This window comes from Pseudomonas sp. WP18 (assembly GCF_036689585.1).
In the GTDB taxonomy this organism is placed as follows: domain Bacteria; phylum Pseudomonadota; class Gammaproteobacteria; order Pseudomonadales; family Pseudomonadaceae; genus Aquipseudomonas; species Aquipseudomonas chlororaphis_E.
Genome location: NZ_CP144758.1, coordinates 3,219,618 through 3,239,861, shown reverse-complemented (window position 1 = coordinate 3,239,861; position 20,244 = coordinate 3,219,618). Strand labels below are relative to the sequence as shown.

Below are 20,244 nucleotides of genomic sequence, written 5' to 3'. Positions count from 1 at the left end.
GCTGCGGCCAGTGTGCGTCAGGCTGGTGAAGGGCGGGTCGATTGAAAAACGAAGAGGTGCTTATGTTGAGTCCCACAGGTCAGAAGCGAATCGTCGTCACCGGTGTCGGCCTCGTCAGCCCATTGGGTTGTGGGGTGGAGGAGGCCTGGCGACGGTTGTTGGCCGGCCAGTCCGGCATCCGTCGGCTGGCTGACGCCATCACCGAAGGCACGGGAGTTGCCGTGGGCGGCCAAGTGCCGTCGCTGGAAGATGATGCCGTCGCCGGCTATGCCCCGGAACGAGTGATTTCGGCCAAGGATCGCAAGAAGATGGACCGCTTCATCGAGTTCGCCCTGGTGGCCGCCGATGAAGCGCTGGCGCAAGCGGGCTGGCACCCGACTAGCAGCGAGCAGCAGGAGCGCACCGCGACGATCATCGCGTCGGGTGTGGGTGGCTTCGGCGCCATTGCCGACGCCGTCCGCACCACGGATGCCCGCGGGCCGCGTCGCTTGTCACCGTTCACCGCGCCGGCGTTCCTGGCCAACATGGCCGCCGGACACGTGTCCATCCGGCACGGTTTCAAAGGTCCGCTCGGTGCACCTGTCACGGCGTGTGCCGCCGGCGTGCAGGCGATCGGTGACGCGGCGCGGCTGATCCGCAGCGGTGAGGCGGACGTCGCCCTGTGCGGCGGCACCGAGGCGGCGATCGATCGTGTGACCCTGGGGTGCTTTGCGGCGGCCCGGGCGCTGTCCACCGGCTTCGCCGAGCATCCGCAGCAAGCGTCGCGGCCCTTTGATCGGGATCGGGATGGGTTCGTCATGGCCGAAGGGGCCGGGGTGCTGGTGATCGAATCCCTGGAGCATGCCCTGGCCCGTGGGGCCACGCCGTTGGCGGAACTGGTCGGCTATGGCACCAGCGCCGATGCCTACCACCTGACGGCCGGCCCGGAAGACGGCAACGGCGCCCGGCGCGCCATGGAACAGGCGCTGCGTCAGGCGGCTGTCAGCCCTGCGGACGTGCAGCACATCAACGCCCACGCCACGTCCACTCAAGTCGGCGACAGCGGCGAACTCGCGGCGATTAGCGCGGTGTTCGGGCGCGATCGCGGCGTGGCGATCACCTCCACCAAATCCGCGACCGGGCATTTGCTGGGCGCGGCCGGGGGGATCGAAGCGGTTTTCACGGTGCTGGCCCTGCGCGACCAGATCGTGCCGCCCACGCTGAACCTGCATCACCCCGACGAAGCGGCCGAGGGGCTGGACCTGGTCGGCCTGAGCGCGCGAAAAATGCCGATCACTCATGCGCTGTCCAACGGCTTCGGCTTTGGCGGCGTCAACGCCAGCTTGTTGCTGCGGCGCTGGGATGCTTGATGTTCCAGTGAGCTGTTAGCGTGGGAACGTTTGCCGGGGGGAAAGTGGACTTTCCCCCCCCGGCAGCCCGCATTCGCGCCCTTAAGCAATCGGCCTAAGGTAGACGCCGTTGCTCAGGTTCTGCTTGAGTTGGTTGCTCGTCTCATCGGCCAATACCTCTGGCTGATCATTGATGACGCCCTCCAGCACGCGCTGGACGACATCGTGGGCCGAGGCCTCGTGTCATGTCCGTGTCCACGAAGGCGACATGCACGCCGACCACCAGCGGTAAAGGGACGGATTTATTTACCGAGGCAGCGGACAATATGAATCTGTCCCTCTGTTTTGCTTCTTAGGTTTTGGAGCCGTGAAGAAGAAAAACACGGCTACCCAACGGTATATCTGTCTTCTGAATGTCACCCGCTATGCTAAACGGGTCGTGAAGACGTTGCTTGCCCCCACGAACCCACATCAGATTTTGTAGGGTGGTTTCGATTCTGGCCCCCATTGGTGTTTCAATAACAAGTGCCACGCTTGAACGTACCGGGTGCGGAAAGTCATGAGGGATGCCAGGGCAAATCACGCAACCGATACCATTGACTTCGAAGATTTCTTCAACTTCGCAGATCAAATGCATGTAATGAAGACCTACGTGAGGGGACTCCATATCCTAACCTATCGTTCGCCTAGCCGATTCAGGGGTTTTGAGGTCGTCAGCTTTCGGCCAGAAGCGAACAGTGAAGTCCCTAACCTAATGCACCTGCCATCTTGACTCGCGGATAAACAGGAATAGCCACGTTATGAAAATTGTTGGTAAGCGGACGGTAAACACACCTTGCGAATCTTTCGTCCTCTCCGGTTTCGATGACAGCTTGCTTCGCTTATGCTTCCCGGCTCACGCGTAAGGATTGGGGTAGGTGTGACGGCATGGAAGCAGATAAATCTTGTCCTGTAGTTCTGCGAGTCCGCGAAACGCTTGAAATCTTAGCGTTCGAGCATCCATTAGCAGGCTTTCAGCTGGTCAAAGGCAGTGTCGAGCCAGGTGAGTCAGCCGACCTGGCTGCGGTTCGAGAGCTGAAAGAAGAAGCAGGGATTCATTCGACAGTTGGGCGACATTTGGGGGAGCGGCGCTCCATCGTAACTGGACAAACATGGGCATTTCATGAATGTCATGTTGCCCAAGACCTTCCAGATACTTGGGTGCATTTTGCAGAAGATGATGGAGGCCATGAATTCAGATTCTTTTGGCATCCTCTCGTGAGCGAGCCCTCTGAGAGTTGGCATCAGGTTTTCAGGGATGCTTTGAGCTTTCTTCGGAAAAGGCTCACTGAAGCCTAAGTGCGCTTACAGCTTTTCCTGGGGTGGTCAGGCCGGCATCCACTACTGTGGTTCCAGCTCTGACCATAAAGGACTGCGTCTGATACCGGCCATCAACGTTCCGTAGTCTTCAAACTTGCTGACGTTTACTTCAACCTGACTCTTCCACGTCGCCTCACATTCTTCGCACACCCAAAGTGAGATTTTTCTAGAGCGGATAAGCATTGCTCGTATGTATCCTTGGTGGCATCTTTGGCGTTCGACCAGCATGTTAATAATCTCTAGTAGAACTCGGTGCAATCCAATCCCACCGGTTGTTCTTGGCCGGTCGTCGGCTACTGCCTGATGTTGAACATTCGGGAGATCAAGGCTGTAGCTTTTTGACCGCCAGCGTCATATAGACCAGTCAGCAATCTCTGATCCGTGAGCTTATGAAGGTTGAAAAAAATTGTAGAAGGCTTGACCGAGCCTCTGTTGTTGGAAGGCGTCTTGATTCCATTGGATCAGAAACTCATCGTAAGCAGCTTTTTCGATTTCCAATGCTGCATGGCTTTCCATATGCACCTCCCGTGGCTATAAGCGATTTCAGAGCGTACCCAGCCGGTTTGGTTGGTGCAAGGAATGACGGCTGCTAACCCGAAACGGACATTGCCTGGATTTGAAGTTGACCGTCAATGAAACCGTATTGCAGCATGGCATTGAACATGTGGCCGCTGTGCGGCCACTCTGTTGGATAGAGAGCTTATGAGTGTTGCAAGCATACCTTCGTACCTAACCGGAAGAAGCTCATGATCAGGATGTTACCGAAGAATGAACTCGAGAAACTTTCGATGAAAGCTGGCGCAGAGGGTTTAACCCTGAGTGATATTGCCGCCACTTGTGAGGAATTTGATGTCACACCGCAAGATGTGCTGAACGAGCTGTCCGTTGCGGTTGCAGAAGGTTATCTACAGGGATCTTTGATCTACGATTTTTGCGATGACGTCATGAACGGGATCGTGAATGCCGTGGTTGAGGTGGGTATGACCAACGAAATGCCTCAGCCTGCTTTCTCGCTTTATCAAGCGTTCGATCAAGGCGAGTGGATCCGTAGTAGCGACCCGCCTGAGACTGACCCCAGTGAGAAAAACACGAAGCCGTTGGTCCGAGAAATATTACGTGCCCTTAGAGGCTAGCTCTCACAAATTGAGAGTTTTCGCTCTTTGGCTGGAAGCAGGTGCGGATCGGGCGGCCGTTTTCAGCCTGCCTTGACTGATAGCGCTCGCCAGGCAGTCATTCGAACAACTCTCTCTCTGATCTGTAAGAGGTATCGACCGAGGTTATGACACTTGTGAAAGGGAATTTTATAAAGTTGACTCACGTCGATTCTACAAAGGCTTTGTACGTCGATTGGATAAATGTTCGTGATGCAGTGCCAGGAGATATTGCAGTCGTCAAAGAAACATTTAACACGGACTCCGGAATCATCGTCCGCCTATCATGCGAGCCTCGATCGGGCTTTCAAGAGTGGTGCGCCACCTTTCATGAAGCAGATCTGACCTACGAGTTATTGCTCATAAAATCAGGCCCAGATGATTAAGTTTAAAAGGCCGCTTGGGTTGCAGGCGGTCGTTCATAAACGTTTGTCTCTGACCGGTTTCTGCCGTCATGGCTGATAAATGCGCTGGCCAATCCGCCGTGTTTGGTCGATTGTTGGACCAGTTCTCATACGAGGTATTCGCGCTTTGCAGGTAGTCAGATGGTGATTCGCGATTTGTTCCATCCCCGGGGAGGCTTTCGATTTCCTCAAAAAGCCAGACTGATAGAGTGTTTACCAGGGGGAGGTGGGCTCCCCCCGGCAGCCCGCATTCGCGCCCTTAAGCAATCGGCCTAAGGTAGACGCCGTTGCTCAGGTTCTGCTTGAGTTGGTTGCTCGTCTCATCGGCCAATACCTCTGGCTGATCATTGATGACGCCCTCCAGCACACGCTGGACGACGTCGTGGGGCGAGGCCTTTGGCACGCCTTCGAGGCCTCGTGTCATGTCGGTGTCGACGAACGCGACATGCACGCCGACCACCAGGGTGCCCTGGCTCGCCAGTTGCAAACGCAAGCCGTTGGTCAATGACCACACGGCGGCCTTGCTCGCCGAATACGTGACCGTGTTGGGCAGGTTGACCCAGCTCAGGGCCGAATGCATGTTGACGATCGCACCGCCACCGTTCGCGGCCAGGATCGGTGCGAAGGCCAGGCTGGTGGCCAGCGGCGCGACGGCGTTGGTCTCGAACTCCTGGCGAAGGTTCTCCAGGCTGATGTTAGCTTTCGATTGGTTGCCGTGGATGCCAGCGTTGTTGATCAGCAGCGTCAGGTCTTGCACGCTCTCGACCGCCGCGGCGATGTCTTCAGGGCGCGTGACGTCGAGTTTCAGTGGCACCACGTTCGGTTGGGCTTCGACGGTGGCGGGGTCGCGGACCGCGGCATACACCTTGGTGGCGCCTGCTGCGAGAAGGGCCTGCACGAACGCCTTGCCCAAGCCACGATTGGCGCCGGTGACCAGGGCCACACTGCCTTTGATTTGCATGTTGAATCTCCAGGTGTTGACGAAAGAGAAAGCGAGGCATCAGCCCCGCAGGGGTTGTTTGACGAGGCTGCCTCGCAGGACGAACAGGACCAGGGCAATCAGGCACGCCGTGACCTGAATGCCTCCCAGTGCCGTGACCGGCGCAAAAGGCAGGGCCGAGGCCAGCCAGGTGGTCAGTGCGGCGGCGGCCATGGAGACAAAGCCCAGCAGTGCCGACGCCATTCCGGCCTCCTTGCCGAAAGGCCCCATGGCGATGGCCGTGCCCAGCGGATTGGCCAGCCCCATGCCCCAAAGAAAGGTGATCATGGACAGGGCGTAGCCACCCAGGCTTGGATTGGCCGGGCCCACCAGCAGCAAGGCCCCGCCAGCCATGGCGCAGATGATTCCCAGCAATGCGATGATCGCCGCGCCATGGCGGTGAGCCAGGCGCGGCGCTGCCATGCCCGCCGCGAACACCACGAACACCGTGGAGGCGAAGTACAGGCCGGTCTGCAGCGACGTCAGGCCCAGGCCTTTCATCAGGATGGCCGGGGCCGCGGCGAACGAGGCGAACAGGCCGCTCATCAAAAGGCTCATGGAAACGGCCGGCAGGATGAAGCGCTTGTCCAGGGCCAGGCGCCGATAGGCGAGCAGCACGCTCCTGGCCGAATGCGGTGCCCGCCGGTCAGCGGGGTGGGTTTCGCCAAGGCCGCGGACATAGAAGAGGGCGAGGGCGATGCCTGCCAGCCCCACCAGGATGAAAATGGCACGCCAGCCGAGGGTGTCGGTCAGCACACTGCCTGCCAGCGGCGAAAACCCCGGTGCGGCAGCCGTGGCGACCATGGTCAACGACAGCGCGCGGGCGAGGGTCTCGCCCTCGAACAGGTCGCGTGCAATCGCCCTGGACAGGACCGAGGTGGCGCACACGCCCAGCGCCTGGACCACGCGCCCGGCGATCATGACCTCCAGGGTCGGCGCGAAACCTGCGATGACGGTGCCGACGACAAAGACGCACAGCCCGCCCAACACCAGCTTCTGGCGCCCGTAACGGTCGGCGAGCGGGCCGACGATCAACTGGCCGAGCGCGAACGTGATGAAGAAGCTGGAGAGGGTCAGCCCCAGCTCGCGGGTGGTCACCCCGAGTTCGTCGCCGATGGCTGGAAATGCCGGCAGAATGATGTTGGTGGAGAGCATGCCGATGGCGGCCAGGCCTGCCAGCAGCGCCACGGTCCGCCCGGTCAGGGGTTGAAGTGCCTGGGTGGAGTCGCTTACGGAAGTCGTCATCCCTTTAAGCCTGTTGATCGAAGCGGTTGTGGTGAGCGACCAGGAGACAAAAATCAGCCAACAAGGTCGTTGTTATGTATGATGATCATCATATTTAGCGGCAAGCATGATGATCATCATGCAATCCGTCAAGCACAAAAACGGAGGTTTCCATGAGGTATTCCTCGGACCAGACAGCAGAGCGCTACGAGAGCATTGTTGAAGAAGCGTCTCGGCTGTTTCGTGCCAAGGGTGTTGCCGGGGCGAGCATTGCCGAGGTGATGAAGGCGTCAGGGCTGACCCATGGTGCGTTTTATGCGCACTTCGACTCGAAGGAAGTGTTGGCGTGCGCCAGCCTCGAACGGGCGATGGATCAGTTGGCGCAGAAGCTGCGCGAGACCTTGTCGAACAGTGACGTGCCCAAGCAAGCGTTCCTGGCCATGTACCTTGCCGAGTCGCACCGGGACCACCCGGAAACCGGCTGCGCCATGCCCGCGCTGGCGATTGACGTGGCGCGTGAGCCCGGCATGCGCCGCTCCTTTACTCAGCGGGTGGCGCGCATGGTCGAGACGTTGAAGTCCGGCCTGCCATGGCGGCCTGGCCGCTCCCGGGAAGACCAGGCCACCAGCTTTGTCGCCTCGATAGTGGGGGCGATGGTGCTGGCCCGAGCGGTCGACGATCAGGCATTTTCCGCACGCATCCTGCGGGCGACCCATGAAGAACTGCTCGCCGCTGATCGGCAGGCGCAGGAGCCCACAACATCGGCGCCAGTCGAGGAAAGCAGTGATGCTTACAAGCAACCTGTCGCAACAATATCTAGCAAGCTAGATAATGTTGAGCGACAGGCGTCAGCAACCGGACTCGACGCCCATCTGTCGTTCGCCTTGTACAGCGCTTCGAATCGGATGATGCGCCTTCACAAGCCCTTGCTGGATCCCTTGGGCCTGACGTTCCCGCAGTACCTGGCGATGCTGGAGCTGTTCAATGACGCCCCCAGGACCGTGGGCGACCTCGGCGCCAGGCTCGGCATGGACACCGGAACCATCACCCCCTTGCTCAAGCGCTTGGAGACGTCGGGCAGGGTGACACGCACGCGGGACAAGGACGATGAGCGTCGAGTGCTGATTGCGCTGACCGATGCCGGCGAGGCCTTGCGCGAAGAGCTCCTGGCGGTCGGCCAGGCGATCGAGGCGGCTTGCCCGCTCAACCGGGAGGCGCGGCAGGCGCTGGCGGCGTTTGCGCGAGGGGCGGGCGAATAGCATCCCTGGCTATAGGGCCGGGCGCCGTGAAGGGCGCCCGGCCCGTGATTACATCGCCTCGGCCTCGGTCAGCCCCTGGTCTTCACCGAGGAACCCGCCACTCTGGTGCTGCCACAGCCGGGCGTAGGTGCCGTTCCTGGCGAGCAGTTCGGCATGGGTGCCTTGCTCGATGATGCGTCCGTCATCCATGACGATGAGGCGGTCCATGGCCGCGATTGTCGAGAGGCGGTGAGCGATGGCGATGACGGTCTTGCCTTCCATCATTTCATCGAGACTTTCCTGGATGGCGACTTCGACTTCCGAGTCGAGGGCGCTGGTGGCTTCGTCCAGCAACAGGATCGGCGCGTTCTTGAGCATCACCCGGGCGATGGCAATGCGTTGGCGCTGGCCACCGGAAAGCTTGATGCCACGTTCGCCCACCAAGGTGTCGTAGCCGGTGTGGCCCTGGCGGTCGCTCAGTTGTTGGATGAACCCGTCGGCCTGGGCGTTCACCGCGGCCTGGTGGATCTGTTCGTCGGTCGCGTCCGGGCGGCCATAGGCGATGTTGTCACGGATGGAGCGGTGCAGCAGGGACGTGTCCTGGGTGACCATGCCGATGGCGCTGCGCAGGCTGTCCTGGGTCACCTTGGCGATGTTTTGCTCGTCGATGCGAATCTCGCCGCTGTCCACGTCGTAGAAGCGCAGCAGCAGGTTGATCAGCGTCGACTTGCCGGCACCGGAGCGGCCCACCAGACCGATCTTCTCGCCCGGGCGGATACTCAGACTCAAGCCATCGAGCACCTGACGCTCGCCGCTGTAGTTGAAGCTCACGTTGTCGAACGTGACCGCGCCGCCAGCAGGGACCAGCACGCTGGCGTCAGGCGCGTCCTGGACCTTGGGCCCCCGGGTGAGGGTTTCCATGCCGTCCTGCACGGTGCCGATGCTTTCGAACAGAGAGGTCATCTGCCACATGATCCAATGCGACATGCCATTGATCCGCAGTGCCATGGCCGTGATCGCCGCCACCGCGCCGGTGCCGACTTCACCTTGGTGCCACAGCCACAAGGCATAGCCGCCCGCGCCGATGATCAGCGCCACCACCAGGGCCTGGTTGACGATCTCGAACTGGCTGACCAGGCGCATCTGGCGAAAGCCCGTCTGCTTGAAATCTTCCATCGCCGCCCGCGCGAAGTGCGCCTCACGCTTGGAGTGGGAGAACAGCTTCACGGTGGTGATGTTGGTGTAGGCGTCCGAGATGCGCCCGGTCATCGACGAACGTGCGTGAGCCTGTTCCTGGCCGACCTGTCCCAGGCGCGGCACGAAATACAGCATGGCGAGCCCGAACAGCACGATCCAGGCAATGAACGGCAGCATCAGTTTCAGGGCGAAACCGCCGGCCAGGGCAATGATCGCAATGAAGTACACGCCAATCCCGGGGGCGATCTCGATGACGGTGAACAACACTTCGCGCACCGCCAGCGCTGTCTGCATCACCTTGGTCGTGACCCGGCCGGAGAACTCATCGGAAAAGAACGAAAGGCTTTGCCGCAGCATCAGCCGGTGAAAGTCCCAGCGCAACCGCAGCGGCAGATTGATCGCCAGCACCTGGTGCTGGACCATGGTCCGCAACGCCACCAGCCCGATGCTGGTGACCAGTACGATGCCGATCCCCCATAGCACACGGCTCTCCTGGCCCTGTGCATCGCCGCCGGCCTGCCAGGTCGAAAGCAGGTCCACGACCTGCCCGAGAAACGAGAACAGCCAGGCTTCGTAAATCGACACGCCGGCGCTCAACAGCGCGAACACAAGGATGTAACCGCGGGCACCCCGCGTGCAGGCCCACAGGAAACGGGTCAGGCCGACCGGGGGCGGGGGCGCTTCATCAGGTGGGAAAGGGTCGAGTCTTCGTTCGAACACACGAAGCATTGTGGCCTCCGAAAGGATCAAGTCGGGGGTGATTGTCCCATGTTACGTCTGCCTTGAGGGGCGTACGGCCCGATGTTCTGTGAGCCGGGCAGGCCGCGCCCATGTCCAGCCGCTTGAACGCCCCCTGCAAGTCATCTCTGACAACAGCATCGCGAGGAAGTCAGGCGCGCTTGCACGATTATTCTCTGACAGGGATCGACAACGTAGCCCGAAGGCCGCCCTCTGGCCGGTTGAGCAGTTCGATCCGTCCGCCCAAACGCGTTGCGATGGTGGCGACGATGGTCAGGCCAAGGCCCGCGCCTTGTGGACTGCCGCGGCTGTAGAACCGCTCGAACAATCGTGCTCGATCCGCCTCGTCGATGCCCGGTCCCTGGTCGTCGACGTTCAGTTGGTAGAAGTTGTCGACCCGGGTCAGTTGTACGGTGATCACGCCGTGTTCCGGGGAGAAATTGGCGGCGTTGGTGATCAGGTTGTTGAGGGCGATGTCGACAGTGGCCGCGTCGGCCAGGACATGGAACGGTTGGTCGCTGACGTCGAAGGCCAGTTCCAGGTGCTTGCTCAACAGCCACGGGGTGAGCTGCACCAGGCTGTTGCGCACGGTCTCGCTGAGGTCGATGTGCTCCAGCACGGGTGCGCCGGCCTTGGGTTCGAGGCGGGCCATGGTCAACAACTGGCTGACCAGGCGACTGGTGCGATCGACCCCGGCGATGAGGAACGCCAGGGACTCCCGTCGCTCCTGTTCGGTGCCGGCCTCCTGCAGGTTTTGCGCGTGCACCCGGAGCACCGCCAGCGGGGTGCGCATCTCGTGGGCGGCGTCGGCGATAAAGCGCCGCTCGCGCCCGAGCACTTCCTGTATCTGCGCGAGCATGCGGTTGAGCGCCGCCTGCATGGGTTCGAGCTCGCTGGGCAGCGGCGTCAGTTGCAGGGGTTCGAGGGAGCCGCTGTGGCGTGCGCGCAGGGTCGCCGCCATGTTCGCCAGCGGCTTGAGGCCCCAGCCGATGGCGAGCCAGACCATCGCTGCGAGCAGCAGGCTACCGATCGCGTTCGGCCACAGCGTGTGACGCACGATCCGGTCGACCAGATCCGCGCGCACGTCACCCCGTTCGCCGACCCAGATGCGCAGGCCGTTCTGTGGGTCTTCGAGGATGAAGGCGCGCCAGTGACGGCTGTTCAGGTCCACCACGTCGCTGAACCCAGGCTGGGTCGGCGGCGAGCGGAAGGAGGGCGCGCTGGCGGTGTGCACCAGGACGTCGCCTGCACGGTTCCATACCTGGAAGGCGATCTTGCGCTCGTAGGGATGGCCGTCGCCGCGCAACGGCGCGTCGGCCAATGCGTCGTTGAACGCCCGGTACAGGTCGGCATGCTGCTGCGCCGCCAACGGCATGCGCATCACCCCTTGCAGCAGCCGCGCGTTTTGCGCCAACTGCGCGTCATAGACTTCCGCGATTTCGTGGTTGCTGTCGTGCAGGTTGAACGCGCTGAGTACCGCGAGCCCTGCGAGCAGCAGGCCGATGATCAAGGTGAGGGTGCGGCGGCGGATCGACGTCATCGGCGTTCTTCCACCAGGTAGCCCACGCCACGGATGGTGCGGATCAGATCGGCCGAGAATTTCTTGCGCAGGTGATGGATGTGCACCTCCAGCGTGTTGCTTTCGGCTTCTTCACTCCAGCCGTAGAGCAGTTGCATCAGTTGGTCCCGGGTGATGACCCGGCCCGGCGGTGACAGCAATTCGTGCAGGAGCTGGTATTCCTTGGGGGTCAGGGCGACGGGCTGGCCGTGGTAGCTGGCTTGCTGCGTACTGGGGTTGAGGCTGATGCCGGCGTGCTCGATCAACGCCTGGGCCCGCCCGGCACTGCGTCGCAACAAGGCCCGCAAGCGGGCCTTGAGTTCGTTGAGGTCGAAAGGTTTGACCAGGTAATCGTCCGCGCCGGCATCCAGCCCGGCGATGCGATCCTCGGTGGCGTCGCGAGCGGTGAGGATCAACACCGGCAGGTTCGAGCCGGTATTGCGCAAGCGGCGCAACACGTCGAGGCCGTCCATGCGCGGCAACCCGAGGTCGAGCACGGCCAGGTCGAAGGTTTCGCTGAGCAATGAGTGCAGGGCGCTACCGCCATCCTTGAGCCAGTCCACGGTGTAGCCCTCGCGCCCCAGTGCCTGCTGAATGCCCTCGCCGAGGGCCACGTCATCCTCTATCAGTAATAAACGCACCTGGACTCCCATCAGTCGAGTTTTTTGTCCACGTCCACCATCAGCGCGGCAATCTCTTTGCGCCGCCCGGCATCGGCGCTTTCCCGGCCCGGACGGGGCGCGGCTTGCAGGGCTTTTTGCAGCGCCGCCCTGGCTTCAGCGTAGTGCTTTTGACGGTAAAGGTGATCGCCCCAGAAGTACAGGCTGTCGATTCCATCGGGGTTCAGTTGCAGCGATTGCTTGAGCAGTTGCTCGGCCTTGTCGCTGTCGCCAAAGCCGATCGGCCAGCCTGGGACCCGGTCATACAGCGCTGCGAGGCTGGTGTAGGCTGAGCCTTGCAGGGCCTTGGGGTCCAGGCTCAGGGATTTTTCCAGGTCGGCTCTGGCGTCCTTGGCCTTGCCCAACGCTCCGAGGCCGCCCTCGGCGCCGGCCCAACTGCTGGTGACGATGCCTTTCCAGATCCAGGCCTCAGCGACCGCCGGACGTTCGGCAGTGAAGCGTGTGGCTTGCGCCGCCAACTGCTCGAACGCGGCGGCGCGCTGTTTTTCCGGCATTTCGTATTGGATGTGCGCCCAGCTCTGCTGGATGCCATCGAGGCGTTGCTGATCGGCGGTGTCCATTGCCCAGGCGCCTTGGCTGAGGGCGCCTAGCAACAGGCATGCGAGGATGTTTTTCATGGTTTTGGTGGCTCGTTCTCGGTTTTTTCACTGAGGCGGCGGATCAGCGGCAGTTGCTTGCGCAGGCCGCGGTCCACCAGGTTTGGCAGCAGACTGTTGAGGCGCACGAAGAAGCGCTCCGGCCAGCCCAGGTACACATCGCGGCGCTCCCCGGCGATGGCATGGGCCACCGCCGACGCCACGGCTTGTGGGTCGTCGACGCTGGCCTTGAGCGCATCGTTCAAGGCTTGCGCGGCGGCGCTGTTCATCGAGGTGCGGGTGGCGCGGGGCGCGACGTACAGGACACTGACCCGGGTATCCGCCAGTTCCCGGCGCAAGGCTTCGGAAAAACCGCGCAGGGCAAACTTGGTCGCGCAGTAGCTGGCATAACCGGGGTAGCCGATCGAGCCGTAAGTGGAGCCGACATTGACCACCATTGCGCTGTCCGCCTGCTTGAGCATGGGCAGCAGCCGTTTGGTCAGGCAGATCGGTGCGCCGACGTTCACCGCCAGCATCCCCTGGATGTCACTGTCGTCGAGCTGTTCGAGCATGGCGAAGTGGTTGACCCCGGCCGCATTGATCAGCAGGTTGATGCCGCCCACGCTCTCGGCGGCAGCCAGCACCTTGCCCTGGTCGGCCGCCAACGTCAGGTCGGCGGCCACCCAACTGAGGTTCTGCGGATAGCGCTTGAGCAAGGCCAGCAGCGCGTCTTGATGCCGCGCCACCGCCAGTACCCGCGCACCGGCCGCGCACAAGGTCTCGGTGATCGCCAGGCCGATGCCGCCGCTGGCGCCGGTCAGCACGACTCGCGCCTCATGCAGCTGCATGGTGTGCCTGCGCTTCACGGGGCAGGCCCCGGAACATGTCGGTGTAGAGTCGATAGACAACCTTCGAGGCATGCATCACCGCGGCCTGATCTTCCGGGTCTTCAAGCTTGTTCATCAGTCGGCGGTAGGTCTGCATGTGCTCGATGTCGAGCGAGCCGTGGGAGCTGAGGTAGCTGAAAGCGGTTTCCGGCAAGGCCAGGCGTTCGCGGATGCTGCCGGCGGCGTGGGTGGCCAGGGCGATGCTGGTGCCTTCGAGCACATTGACCATGCCGAACAATCCTACCGGGTTGCCTCGGGCGATGGTGTCATAGAGGAAGCTGGTCATCAGTTCGATCGACAGCGAAGGCTGGCCGTCTCGAACGGCGTCACGGTCCCCGCCACATGCGGCGATATCGTTGAGCACCCACTGTTCGTGGCCATATTCATCCTCGATGTACTCGCACACCGCCTTGCGCAGCCATTCCAGGCGTGTTGGCAGGCGCGCGCCGCACGCCATCATCAGCGGCACCGTGTGGCGCACGTGGTAGTAGGCCTGGGCCAGGAACGCGCGATAACTGTCCAGGCTGACCCGGCCTTGCAACGCATCGACGATGATCGGCAGGTTGAACAACTCGTGGCGTTCCTGTTGCGTGGCTTCTTGCAGGGTGTCGAAAAAACTCATGATGCAGGCTCCTCGGAAAGGGCGGATTCAGTCAGTTGGTTGCGATACAAAGCGACGATGGCGTCACGACGGGGACGCCCATTGGCGGTGAGCAAACCGTTGGCGGCGCTGAAGGGCTGGGGCAGGCGGGTCCAGCGGTGCACCTGGGCATAGCCGGGAAGTGCCTGGTTGGCTTCGGCGACGGCGGCGGCCAGTTGCTCGTCGCTGCAATCAGGGCGATGGGGCCAGAGCAAGGCATGGTTGAGTGGTTGGGCCTCGCCGTACACGAAGGCTTGGGCGATGTGGCGGCGCTGGGTCAGTTCGGACTCGATCCACTCTGGATTGACGTTGCGCCCGAAGCTGGTGACGAACTGATGCTTTTTGCGACCCTTGAGGTAAAGAAACCCTTCGGCGTCGAATTCACCCAGGTCGCCGCTCGGCCACCATTGTTCGGTGTGCAGCGGTTCGCCCAGGTAACCCAATAGGGTCGAGCCCTTGATCAGCACTTCACCGTCCTCGGCCAGGCGTACTTCAACATGGGGCAGGGGTTTGCCAACGCTGCCAGGCCGGTGAGCGCCGGGGCGGTTGAGGCACACCACCGAAGCGCATTCGGACAAGCCGTAGCCTTCGTAGACCGGCAGGCCGAGCCGCTGCGCGCGGTGCAGCAGGTCTTGCGCCACCCGAGCCCCGCCCACCGCGACAAAGCGCAGGTGACGCGGGTCGAACGCCTGTTGTTCGGCGGCGCTGACCAGCATCAACAGCAACTGGGGCACCAGGATCAGGCTCTGCGCCTTGCGGTCGGCGAGGTTGCTCAGCAGGCGCGGCACGTCCACGCCGCTGGCGCCCTGGATGCCCAGGGTTTTCTGGCTTGGCAGGCTCAACGTGGCTCCGGCGTAGAGGGCGGCGTAGCAGCCGAGATTCTCCAGCAGGATCGCCAGCGGCAGCAGTGCCACATGGTGCTGCGGCGCGCTGGGCAGGCTGGCCTGCTCCAGTTCCCTGGCCACCCGTAGCAGGCTGTCGGCGCTCAGGCAGACGCCTTTGGGCGTGCCGGTGGTGCCGGATGTAAAGGTCAACTTGGCGGTGCCGGCCGGCAGGCGCTGCCCACCCTCGAAGGTGCGACACCAGAATTCACCGCGCCGGGTGTAGCCAGCGGCGATTAATTCGTCCGCAAGCTCCGGCTCGGCAACGACCCGTGTCGCCTGGCTCTGCATCAAGCAATGGGCCCGCTGGGCCGGGCTGAAAAACGGCGGTAGCGTCACGCAGGCCACGCCTTCCCACAGCGCGGCCAGGTCCCACAGCATCGCCTCGATGCCATTGTCCAGCGCCAGGGCGATGACGTGCGCCTGTTCTTCGCGCAAGCGCTCCTGGCGATACAGCACCTGGGCGTACAGGGTCACGTAGTCGATCTTCTGGGTGTCGCCCCACAGCGCCACGGTGCCGTCGTTTCGTCCGGCATGGCTGCGCAAGGTTTCCTGGAAACGCTGCAGTTCAAGCGACATGGCAGGCACCTTCAATCGACGTGGGCAAACCGAGGCGAGTGAACAAGCCGATGTTGCGTAAATGAATGAACCCGGCACGGATGTTCCCCACGTGCACCCAGGGCTTGCTTTCGTAATAGCTGCCCCAGTGATGGCGCTCCTCGCCCAGGCGTTCGGGGTCGGCGGCGCACAGCGTCACCGGCTTGAGGCCCAGGCGGTGGAAGCTGTTGACCAGGCCGATGTTGCCGGTGAAAGTCACCCACTCCAGCCCACCCATGGCCAGCAGGTAGGTAATGGCGATGATGCACAGACGGGCGCTGCCGGTGTCACTGGCCGCGAGATTGCCGACCTCGACGATCACGCGACGGTCCACCGTACGGTCGGCGGCTGCGCTGACCAGCAGCTCGATCGGCGCTTGCAGGTAACGTTCGAGAAACAGCGGCTCAAGGTGCGCGCGGCGCAGGCCGGCCACCGCGCAGAGCTCGCCAGTGCCGTTGTGCACGCCCAACAACTGGGGCATGAACTGACGAATGTCGGCACCGTGGGCCTTGCGAAAACGCTGTTGGATAAACGCTTCGAATACGGCTCGCTGAGCGTCACCGTGCTCTGCACCGGACAGGCTCATCAGGGGTGTTTCAGCCTGGCCAAAGTGCAGGGGCAGGGGGATGTTCCAATCGGACTCGGGCATGGGCAGAACGCCTCCCTCAATGGATTTGAGCGAAGTATCCGTGCCGTTTCTTAACGAAGTCTGAAGGTGAAGAAGGGTTAATGACGGGTGGGGTCGTGGACGCCCAGGAAGAAGGGATGTGCTGGCCAGTCGTATCGGTGGTTTCCGATACGACCGTGAACACAGGGCTCTATTGCGCGGGCAAGAGGATCACGAAGTTCTTTTTCATGTCTTCCAGCACGGTCCATGTCCCCTTGGCGCCCGGTTCGATAATGAACGTGTCGCCAGCGGCCAGTGTGAGCGGGGCGCAACCTTCAAGCTCGATGACGCAGCGTCCACTCAGGACATGGCAGAACTCCCAAACCTTGTAGTCGATGCGCCACGCTCCGGTGCTGGCTTCCCATTCTCCGGAAATGCGACCTTGCTGTTCATCGTGATAGTACTTGGACGTCAGCGTGTGAGGGGTGCCTTCCAGGACTTCTTCAAAAAAGGGAAGGTCGCGCACCGGTTGGATATCCAGTTCGCGGAATACGGTCAGTTTCTTGTTCATGGTTTTTTCTCGAGCACGTTTTGGGTAGGGCGATACATCAAGTAGGCTTCACCGGTTACGCCCAGCATCGGGTGCGGAACGATCTGGCAGGTTTTAACAATTTGAAAACCATGCCGTTCGTAGAATCGGCGGGCACCGTGGTTTTCTGCATAATCGATCAGGCATAGCCCCTCCAGCCCAGAGTCTTCGGCGCGCTGCTGGGCGTGGCGAAGAAACTTGACGCCCAGCCCCTGGTTGCGCCAGGCCTCGTCCAGAGCCAGGCTGGATATGTACAAGGTATCGGGTATTTCCATGTCGGAATAAGGCGCGAGGACCGGGTCGGTCTCGACAGGCCCGTCAGGGGCCGCGCGCAAGGCATAGCTATGCATCATGCCGATGACACGCCCTTCGAAAGTGGCCATCAGGCAGTTCTTGTAGGAAAAGTCGCCGTGTTCCCTGGAATAGCGAGACGCACCGACACTCAGCAACGCTTCTCCCGGTGCGGCAAGCTTGCTCCATATGTAATCGGCCATGCCCTCCGATGTCAGTTGAAAGAAGCGCGCAATATCGTGCGCGTCCGAGGCTTGAGCGGGTCTGAAGTCGATAGGCATGTAGGGTGCTTCCATGGGATCGGGTGGTTAGTTTTTAAGGATTACGCCTTTAACAGGGGTGGCAGGGTAGGCGGTTTGAGCGGTTCCCATCATGCTCTGGGCGAACACCATCAGCACGGCGTGCGACGCCGCCCCATGCTCAAATACACGTGGCCGTAAAATGGATGCTTCAATCGCCAATCTTGGAGGGGGATTTGCCGACCTTGCTCGATGCCCTGACTTCCACGCAGAGATCAGGGACTTCGCCGTCAGCGTGTTTGCTGGGTTCGGTTGGTGACGCTCGATTACAGGCTGTCGGGGTCGCCGAAGAACATTTTGACTCGGCTCTAGGACGACTTCTCAGCGATTCAAATAGAGGGCTGTCTCTTTGTTACAGCCCTCCAGCGCAGAGGGTTCGTTAGAGCAGCTCAACCGAATTGGTTTGCCGATTCAACTGCGGTTTCAGGCTTCCACCTACGTGTTAACTGATAAGCAATTGCCAGCCATATGAACCACCCCGGCATGACCAACAGGGCAACGCGGGTGTCAGGTCTTAATGCCAGCAGGCAGAGAACGAAGCCCAGAAAAGCCATTGAGAACCATGCCATTGGAACGCCGCCGGGCATCTTGTAAGCAGATTTGGCATGAAGCTCGGGACGCTTTTTGCGGTAGGCAATGTAAGATGCGAGAATGGTTGACCAAGTGAAGATCACCAGGATCGCAGACACGGTGGAAACGATGGTGAATGCCGTCATGACTTCCGGAACGATGAACAGCACGAGCACACCCAGCAGCATCAATAGTGTTGTGAAGGCCAGGCTCAGCAAAGGCACGCTGTTGCCTGATAGACGCCGAAAAATACCCGGAGCGTTGTCTTGATTCGCCAACCCGAACAGCATGCGGCTCGATGAAAATACACCGCTGTTGGCCGATGAGGCCGCCGAGGTCAGGACCACGAAGTTGACGATACCGGCCGCTGCGGGGAACCCGGCGACGAGGAACAGTTCGACAAAAGGGCTTTTGACGGGGGAAACCTGTTGCCACGATGTCACGGCAATAATGCAGCTCAGCGCGAGGACGTAGAACAGGATGATCCGCAGCGGAATAGAGTTGATGGCTTTGGGCAGGGTCTTCTCCGGCGAGCGGGTTTCAGCGGCGGCGGTGCCGATCAGCTCGGTGCCGGCGAAGGAGAAGATCGCCATTTGAAATCCGGCGAAGAAGCCAAGCAATCCGTTAGGGAAAGCCGCCTGTTTGTCCACCAGGTGGCTCAGGGATGCGGTGACACCACTGGGGGAGACGAAGGAGCTGGCAATCAACACGGTGCTGACGCCGATCAGGGTCACGACGGCAATGATCTTGATGATCGCGAACCAGAACTCCACCTCACCGAACAGTCTGACCGTGAGCACATTCAACGCGAACAGTGTCGCCAGCATGCCGACGGCGGGTATCCACGCCGGCATATCCGGAAACCAGTACTGGAAGAATCCGCCGACCACGACGGCGTCGCCGATCACCGCTACGCTCCAGCTCAGCCAGTACGACCAGCCGAGAAAGAACGCTGCGCGCGGGCCGAGGTAGGCGCCGGCGAAGTCAGCAAAGGTTTTGAAGTTGAGGTTGGACAGGAGCATTTCGCCCATGGCGCGCATGACGAAAAACACGAACAGACCGATGATCATGTAGATGAGGATGATCGACGTCCCGGAGAGGGCGATAATTTTCCCGGAGCCCATGAACAGGCCGGTCCCGATGGCACCGCCCATGGCCATCAACTGGATGTGACGATTGCTGAGCGTGCGCTGCAACGCGGGCTGTTCAAGCAGCCCGGAAGGGTTCGATTTCATTGCAAAACCTCTTGATTTTATGTTTTTGAGTTTTGGCAGAAAGTGGATGTCGAGCGTTTTTGTTAGAGAAGCAGCGGCTAATCAAGACGATGCTTGGAGGGTGAATGGCCCCTCGCCAAGTGGCGAAGGGCGGTCATCACCGATCAACTGACGGTGCGTAGACGCGAGGCTTTGGCCGGTGGTGGATCCAGCAGTTGGAATAGATTTTTGATGTTGGCCGGCGTCGGGACCAGGTGGACACGCTGGCCGATTTGCTGTGCCTGAGCCAGGTCGTTGAGATAGCGCAGTGACGAAAAGTCTTCCAAGGCAAAGCCCACCGAATCAAACACTGTCACTTGCATATCGTTTTCGCGTCCGGCCACTTCGCCCTGAACAATCTGGAAAAACTCTATCACCGGGGAGTCGGCTTCCAGTTGCTGGATGTCGCCCTCAATGCGAGTTTGCGGTTCGAACTCGACGATGACCCGGGCGTTGCGCAGGATGTCGGCGTGCAGTTCGGTTTTACCAGGGCAGTCACCACCGACCGCATTGATGTGCATGCCGGGCTCGATCATCTCGGGCGTCAGAATGGTTGCGTAGGCTTTGTCGGCGGTGACTGTGGTGACGATGTCCGCGCCCTTGACCGCGTCCTTCACCGAGCTGGCCAGAATCACTTCGATGTCCGGGAACGCCGCGAGGTTGTGCTTCAGTTTGAGGGACGCTTCTTGATCGATATCGAAAATACGGATTTCGTTGACGCCCAACATTTCATGAAAGGCCAGCGCCTGAAATTCACTTTGGGCACCGTTGCCGATCAGGGCCATCGAGGTCGCACCGGGGCGAGCCAGCGATTGCGCGACCAACGCGGAGGTGGCTGCTGTGCGCACGGCGGTGGTCAGGGTGAGTTCGCTGAGCAGGGTAGGATAGCCACTCTGCACATCCGCCAAAAGTCCGAAGGCCATGACCGTCAGTAAATTCTGCTGGCCGTTGTTGGGGTGGCCGTTGACGTATTTGAACGAGTACTGCTGGCCATCGTCGGTCGGCATCAACTCGATCACGCCGTCTGTTGAGTGGTTGGCCGTGCGCGGTGATTTATCAAACTGCGCCCAGCGTGCGTAGTCGGCTTCGATGTAGCCCGCCATTTCGCGGATGGCGCGGCGGATACCGACTTGGGTGAACAAGCGTGCAGCATCATCGACATCTATAAAAAGCGTCATGTTCTTATTCTCCGATCCAGG

At 61.1% G+C, this 20,244-nt stretch carries 19 protein-coding genes and 1 pseudogene; 4 read left to right on the top strand and 16 right to left on the bottom strand.

The window, feature by feature from the left end; genetic code table 11:
• Positions 1–62 precede the first annotated feature (62 nt).
• The gene (fabF, locus tag V5F23_RS14375) at positions 63–1,349 is read left to right on the top strand and encodes a beta-ketoacyl-ACP synthase II (protein WP_042730448.1); all 1,287 of its coding nucleotides are present in this window, start codon (positions 63–65) and stop codon (positions 1,347–1,349) included.
• A gap of 331 nt (positions 1,350–1,680) precedes the next feature.
• Here the strand turns inward: fabF and V5F23_RS14370 are convergent, their stop codons facing one another.
• Positions 1,681–1,965 (bottom strand): hypothetical protein, encoded by a 285-nt coding sequence (locus V5F23_RS14370; RefSeq protein ID WP_148049554.1) that lies wholly within the window; start codon positions 1,963–1,965, stop codon positions 1,681–1,683.
• 290 nt (positions 1,966–2,255) lie between these two features.
• On the opposite strand from V5F23_RS14370, the gene V5F23_RS14365 reads away from it, so the two are divergent.
• Positions 2,256–2,666 carry an NUDIX domain-containing protein gene (locus tag V5F23_RS14365; RefSeq protein ID WP_123579082.1) on the top strand — a complete coding sequence of 137 codons (411 nt, stop codon included), beginning with the start codon at positions 2,256–2,258 and terminating at the stop codon, positions 2,664–2,666.
• 314 nt (positions 2,667–2,980) lie between these two features.
• On the opposite strand, the pseudogene V5F23_RS14360 reads toward V5F23_RS14365, so the two are convergent.
• Positions 2,981–3,203 (bottom strand): annotated as a pseudogene (locus V5F23_RS14360) (hypothetical protein).
• A 230-nt stretch (positions 3,204–3,433) separates the two neighbouring features.
• On the opposite strand from V5F23_RS14360, the gene V5F23_RS14355 reads away from it, so the two are divergent.
• The gene (locus tag V5F23_RS14355; RefSeq protein ID WP_083454132.1) at positions 3,434–3,820 is read left to right on the top strand and encodes a hypothetical protein; all 387 of its coding nucleotides are present in this window, start codon (positions 3,434–3,436) and stop codon (positions 3,818–3,820) included.
• Positions 3,821–4,501: 681 nt separating this feature from the next.
• Here V5F23_RS14355 and V5F23_RS14350 read toward each other — a convergent pair.
• Both V5F23_RS14350 and V5F23_RS14345 read right to left on the bottom strand, forming a co-directional pair.
• Positions 4,502–5,203, bottom strand: coding sequence for an SDR family oxidoreductase (locus V5F23_RS14350; protein WP_042730447.1), 702 nt, complete (start codon positions 5,201–5,203; stop codon positions 4,502–4,504).
• A 39-nt stretch (positions 5,204–5,242) separates the two neighbouring features.
• The gene (locus tag V5F23_RS14345) at positions 5,243–6,466 is read right to left on the bottom strand and encodes a multidrug effflux MFS transporter (protein WP_338495414.1); all 1,224 of its coding nucleotides are present in this window, start codon (positions 6,464–6,466) and stop codon (positions 5,243–5,245) included.
• A gap of 152 nt (positions 6,467–6,618) precedes the next feature.
• Here V5F23_RS14345 and V5F23_RS14340 point away from each other — a divergent pair, with 152 nt between their 5' ends.
• Positions 6,619–7,704 (top strand): MarR family transcriptional regulator, encoded by a 1,086-nt coding sequence (locus tag V5F23_RS14340; protein ID WP_080964348.1) that lies wholly within the window; start codon positions 6,619–6,621, stop codon positions 7,702–7,704.
• Between the two features lie 48 nt (positions 7,705–7,752).
• On the opposite strand, the gene V5F23_RS14335 is transcribed toward V5F23_RS14340, so the two are convergent.
• The 12 genes from V5F23_RS14335 to V5F23_RS14280 all read right to left on the bottom strand — a co-directional run bounded on the left by V5F23_RS14335 (position 7,753) and on the right by V5F23_RS14280 (position 20,223).
• The gene (locus V5F23_RS14335; RefSeq protein ID WP_047738696.1) at positions 7,753–9,609 is read right to left on the bottom strand and encodes an ABC transporter ATP-binding protein; all 1,857 of its coding nucleotides are present in this window, start codon (positions 9,607–9,609) and stop codon (positions 7,753–7,755) included.
• Positions 9,610–9,787: 178 nt separating this feature from the next.
• Positions 9,788–11,158, bottom strand: a complete 1,371-nt coding sequence (locus V5F23_RS14330; protein WP_047738695.1) for an ATP-binding protein — start codon at positions 11,156–11,158, stop codon at positions 9,788–9,790.
• Positions 11,155–11,817 carry a response regulator gene (locus V5F23_RS14325; RefSeq protein ID WP_042732275.1) on the bottom strand — a complete coding sequence of 221 codons (663 nt, stop codon included), beginning with the start codon at positions 11,815–11,817 and terminating at the stop codon, positions 11,155–11,157. Before V5F23_RS14325 ends, V5F23_RS14330 begins: the two co-directional genes overlap by 4 nt.
• 11 nt (positions 11,818–11,828) lie before the next feature.
• Positions 11,829–12,473: a tetratricopeptide repeat protein gene (locus V5F23_RS14320; RefSeq protein WP_053144681.1), complete on the bottom strand. Its 645-nt coding sequence runs from the start codon at positions 12,471–12,473 to the stop codon at positions 11,829–11,831.
• Positions 12,470–13,279, bottom strand: coding sequence for an SDR family oxidoreductase (locus V5F23_RS14315; RefSeq protein ID WP_047738691.1), 810 nt, complete (start codon positions 13,277–13,279; stop codon positions 12,470–12,472). Before V5F23_RS14315 ends, V5F23_RS14320 begins: the two co-directional genes overlap by 4 nt.
• Positions 13,266–13,940: an iron-containing redox enzyme family protein gene (locus tag V5F23_RS14310; RefSeq protein ID WP_047738690.1), complete on the bottom strand. Its 675-nt coding sequence runs from the start codon at positions 13,938–13,940 to the stop codon at positions 13,266–13,268. Before V5F23_RS14310 ends, V5F23_RS14315 begins: the two co-directional genes overlap by 14 nt.
• On the bottom strand, positions 13,937–15,418 hold the full coding sequence (locus tag V5F23_RS14305; RefSeq protein ID WP_047738688.1) for an AMP-binding protein: 1,482 nt from the start codon (positions 15,416–15,418) through the stop codon (positions 13,937–13,939). The genes V5F23_RS14310 and V5F23_RS14305 overlap by 4 nt, the downstream gene beginning before the upstream one ends.
• Positions 15,408–16,085: a thermostable hemolysin gene (locus V5F23_RS14300; protein ID WP_047738686.1), complete on the bottom strand. Its 678-nt coding sequence runs from the start codon at positions 16,083–16,085 to the stop codon at positions 15,408–15,410. The genes V5F23_RS14305 and V5F23_RS14300 overlap by 11 nt, the downstream gene beginning before the upstream one ends.
• Positions 16,086–16,254: 169 nt before the next feature.
• Positions 16,255–16,614, bottom strand: coding sequence for a cupin domain-containing protein (locus tag V5F23_RS14295; RefSeq protein ID WP_042730651.1), 360 nt, complete (start codon positions 16,612–16,614; stop codon positions 16,255–16,257).
• Complete coding sequence (locus V5F23_RS14290; RefSeq protein ID WP_199925069.1) at positions 16,611–17,204, bottom strand: GNAT family N-acetyltransferase; 594 nt, start codon at positions 17,202–17,204, stop codon at positions 16,611–16,613. The genes V5F23_RS14295 and V5F23_RS14290 overlap by 4 nt, the downstream gene beginning before the upstream one ends.
• Positions 17,205–17,611: 407 nt before the next feature.
• Positions 17,612–19,027 carry an amino acid permease gene (locus tag V5F23_RS14285; protein ID WP_047738685.1) on the bottom strand — a complete coding sequence of 472 codons (1,416 nt, stop codon included), beginning with the start codon at positions 19,025–19,027 and terminating at the stop codon, positions 17,612–17,614.
• 143 nt (positions 19,028–19,170) lie between these two features.
• Positions 19,171–20,223 carry an ornithine cyclodeaminase gene (locus V5F23_RS14280; protein ID WP_042730648.1) on the bottom strand — a complete coding sequence of 351 codons (1,053 nt, stop codon included), beginning with the start codon at positions 20,221–20,223 and terminating at the stop codon, positions 19,171–19,173.
• Positions 20,224–20,244: the final 21 nt, after the last annotated feature.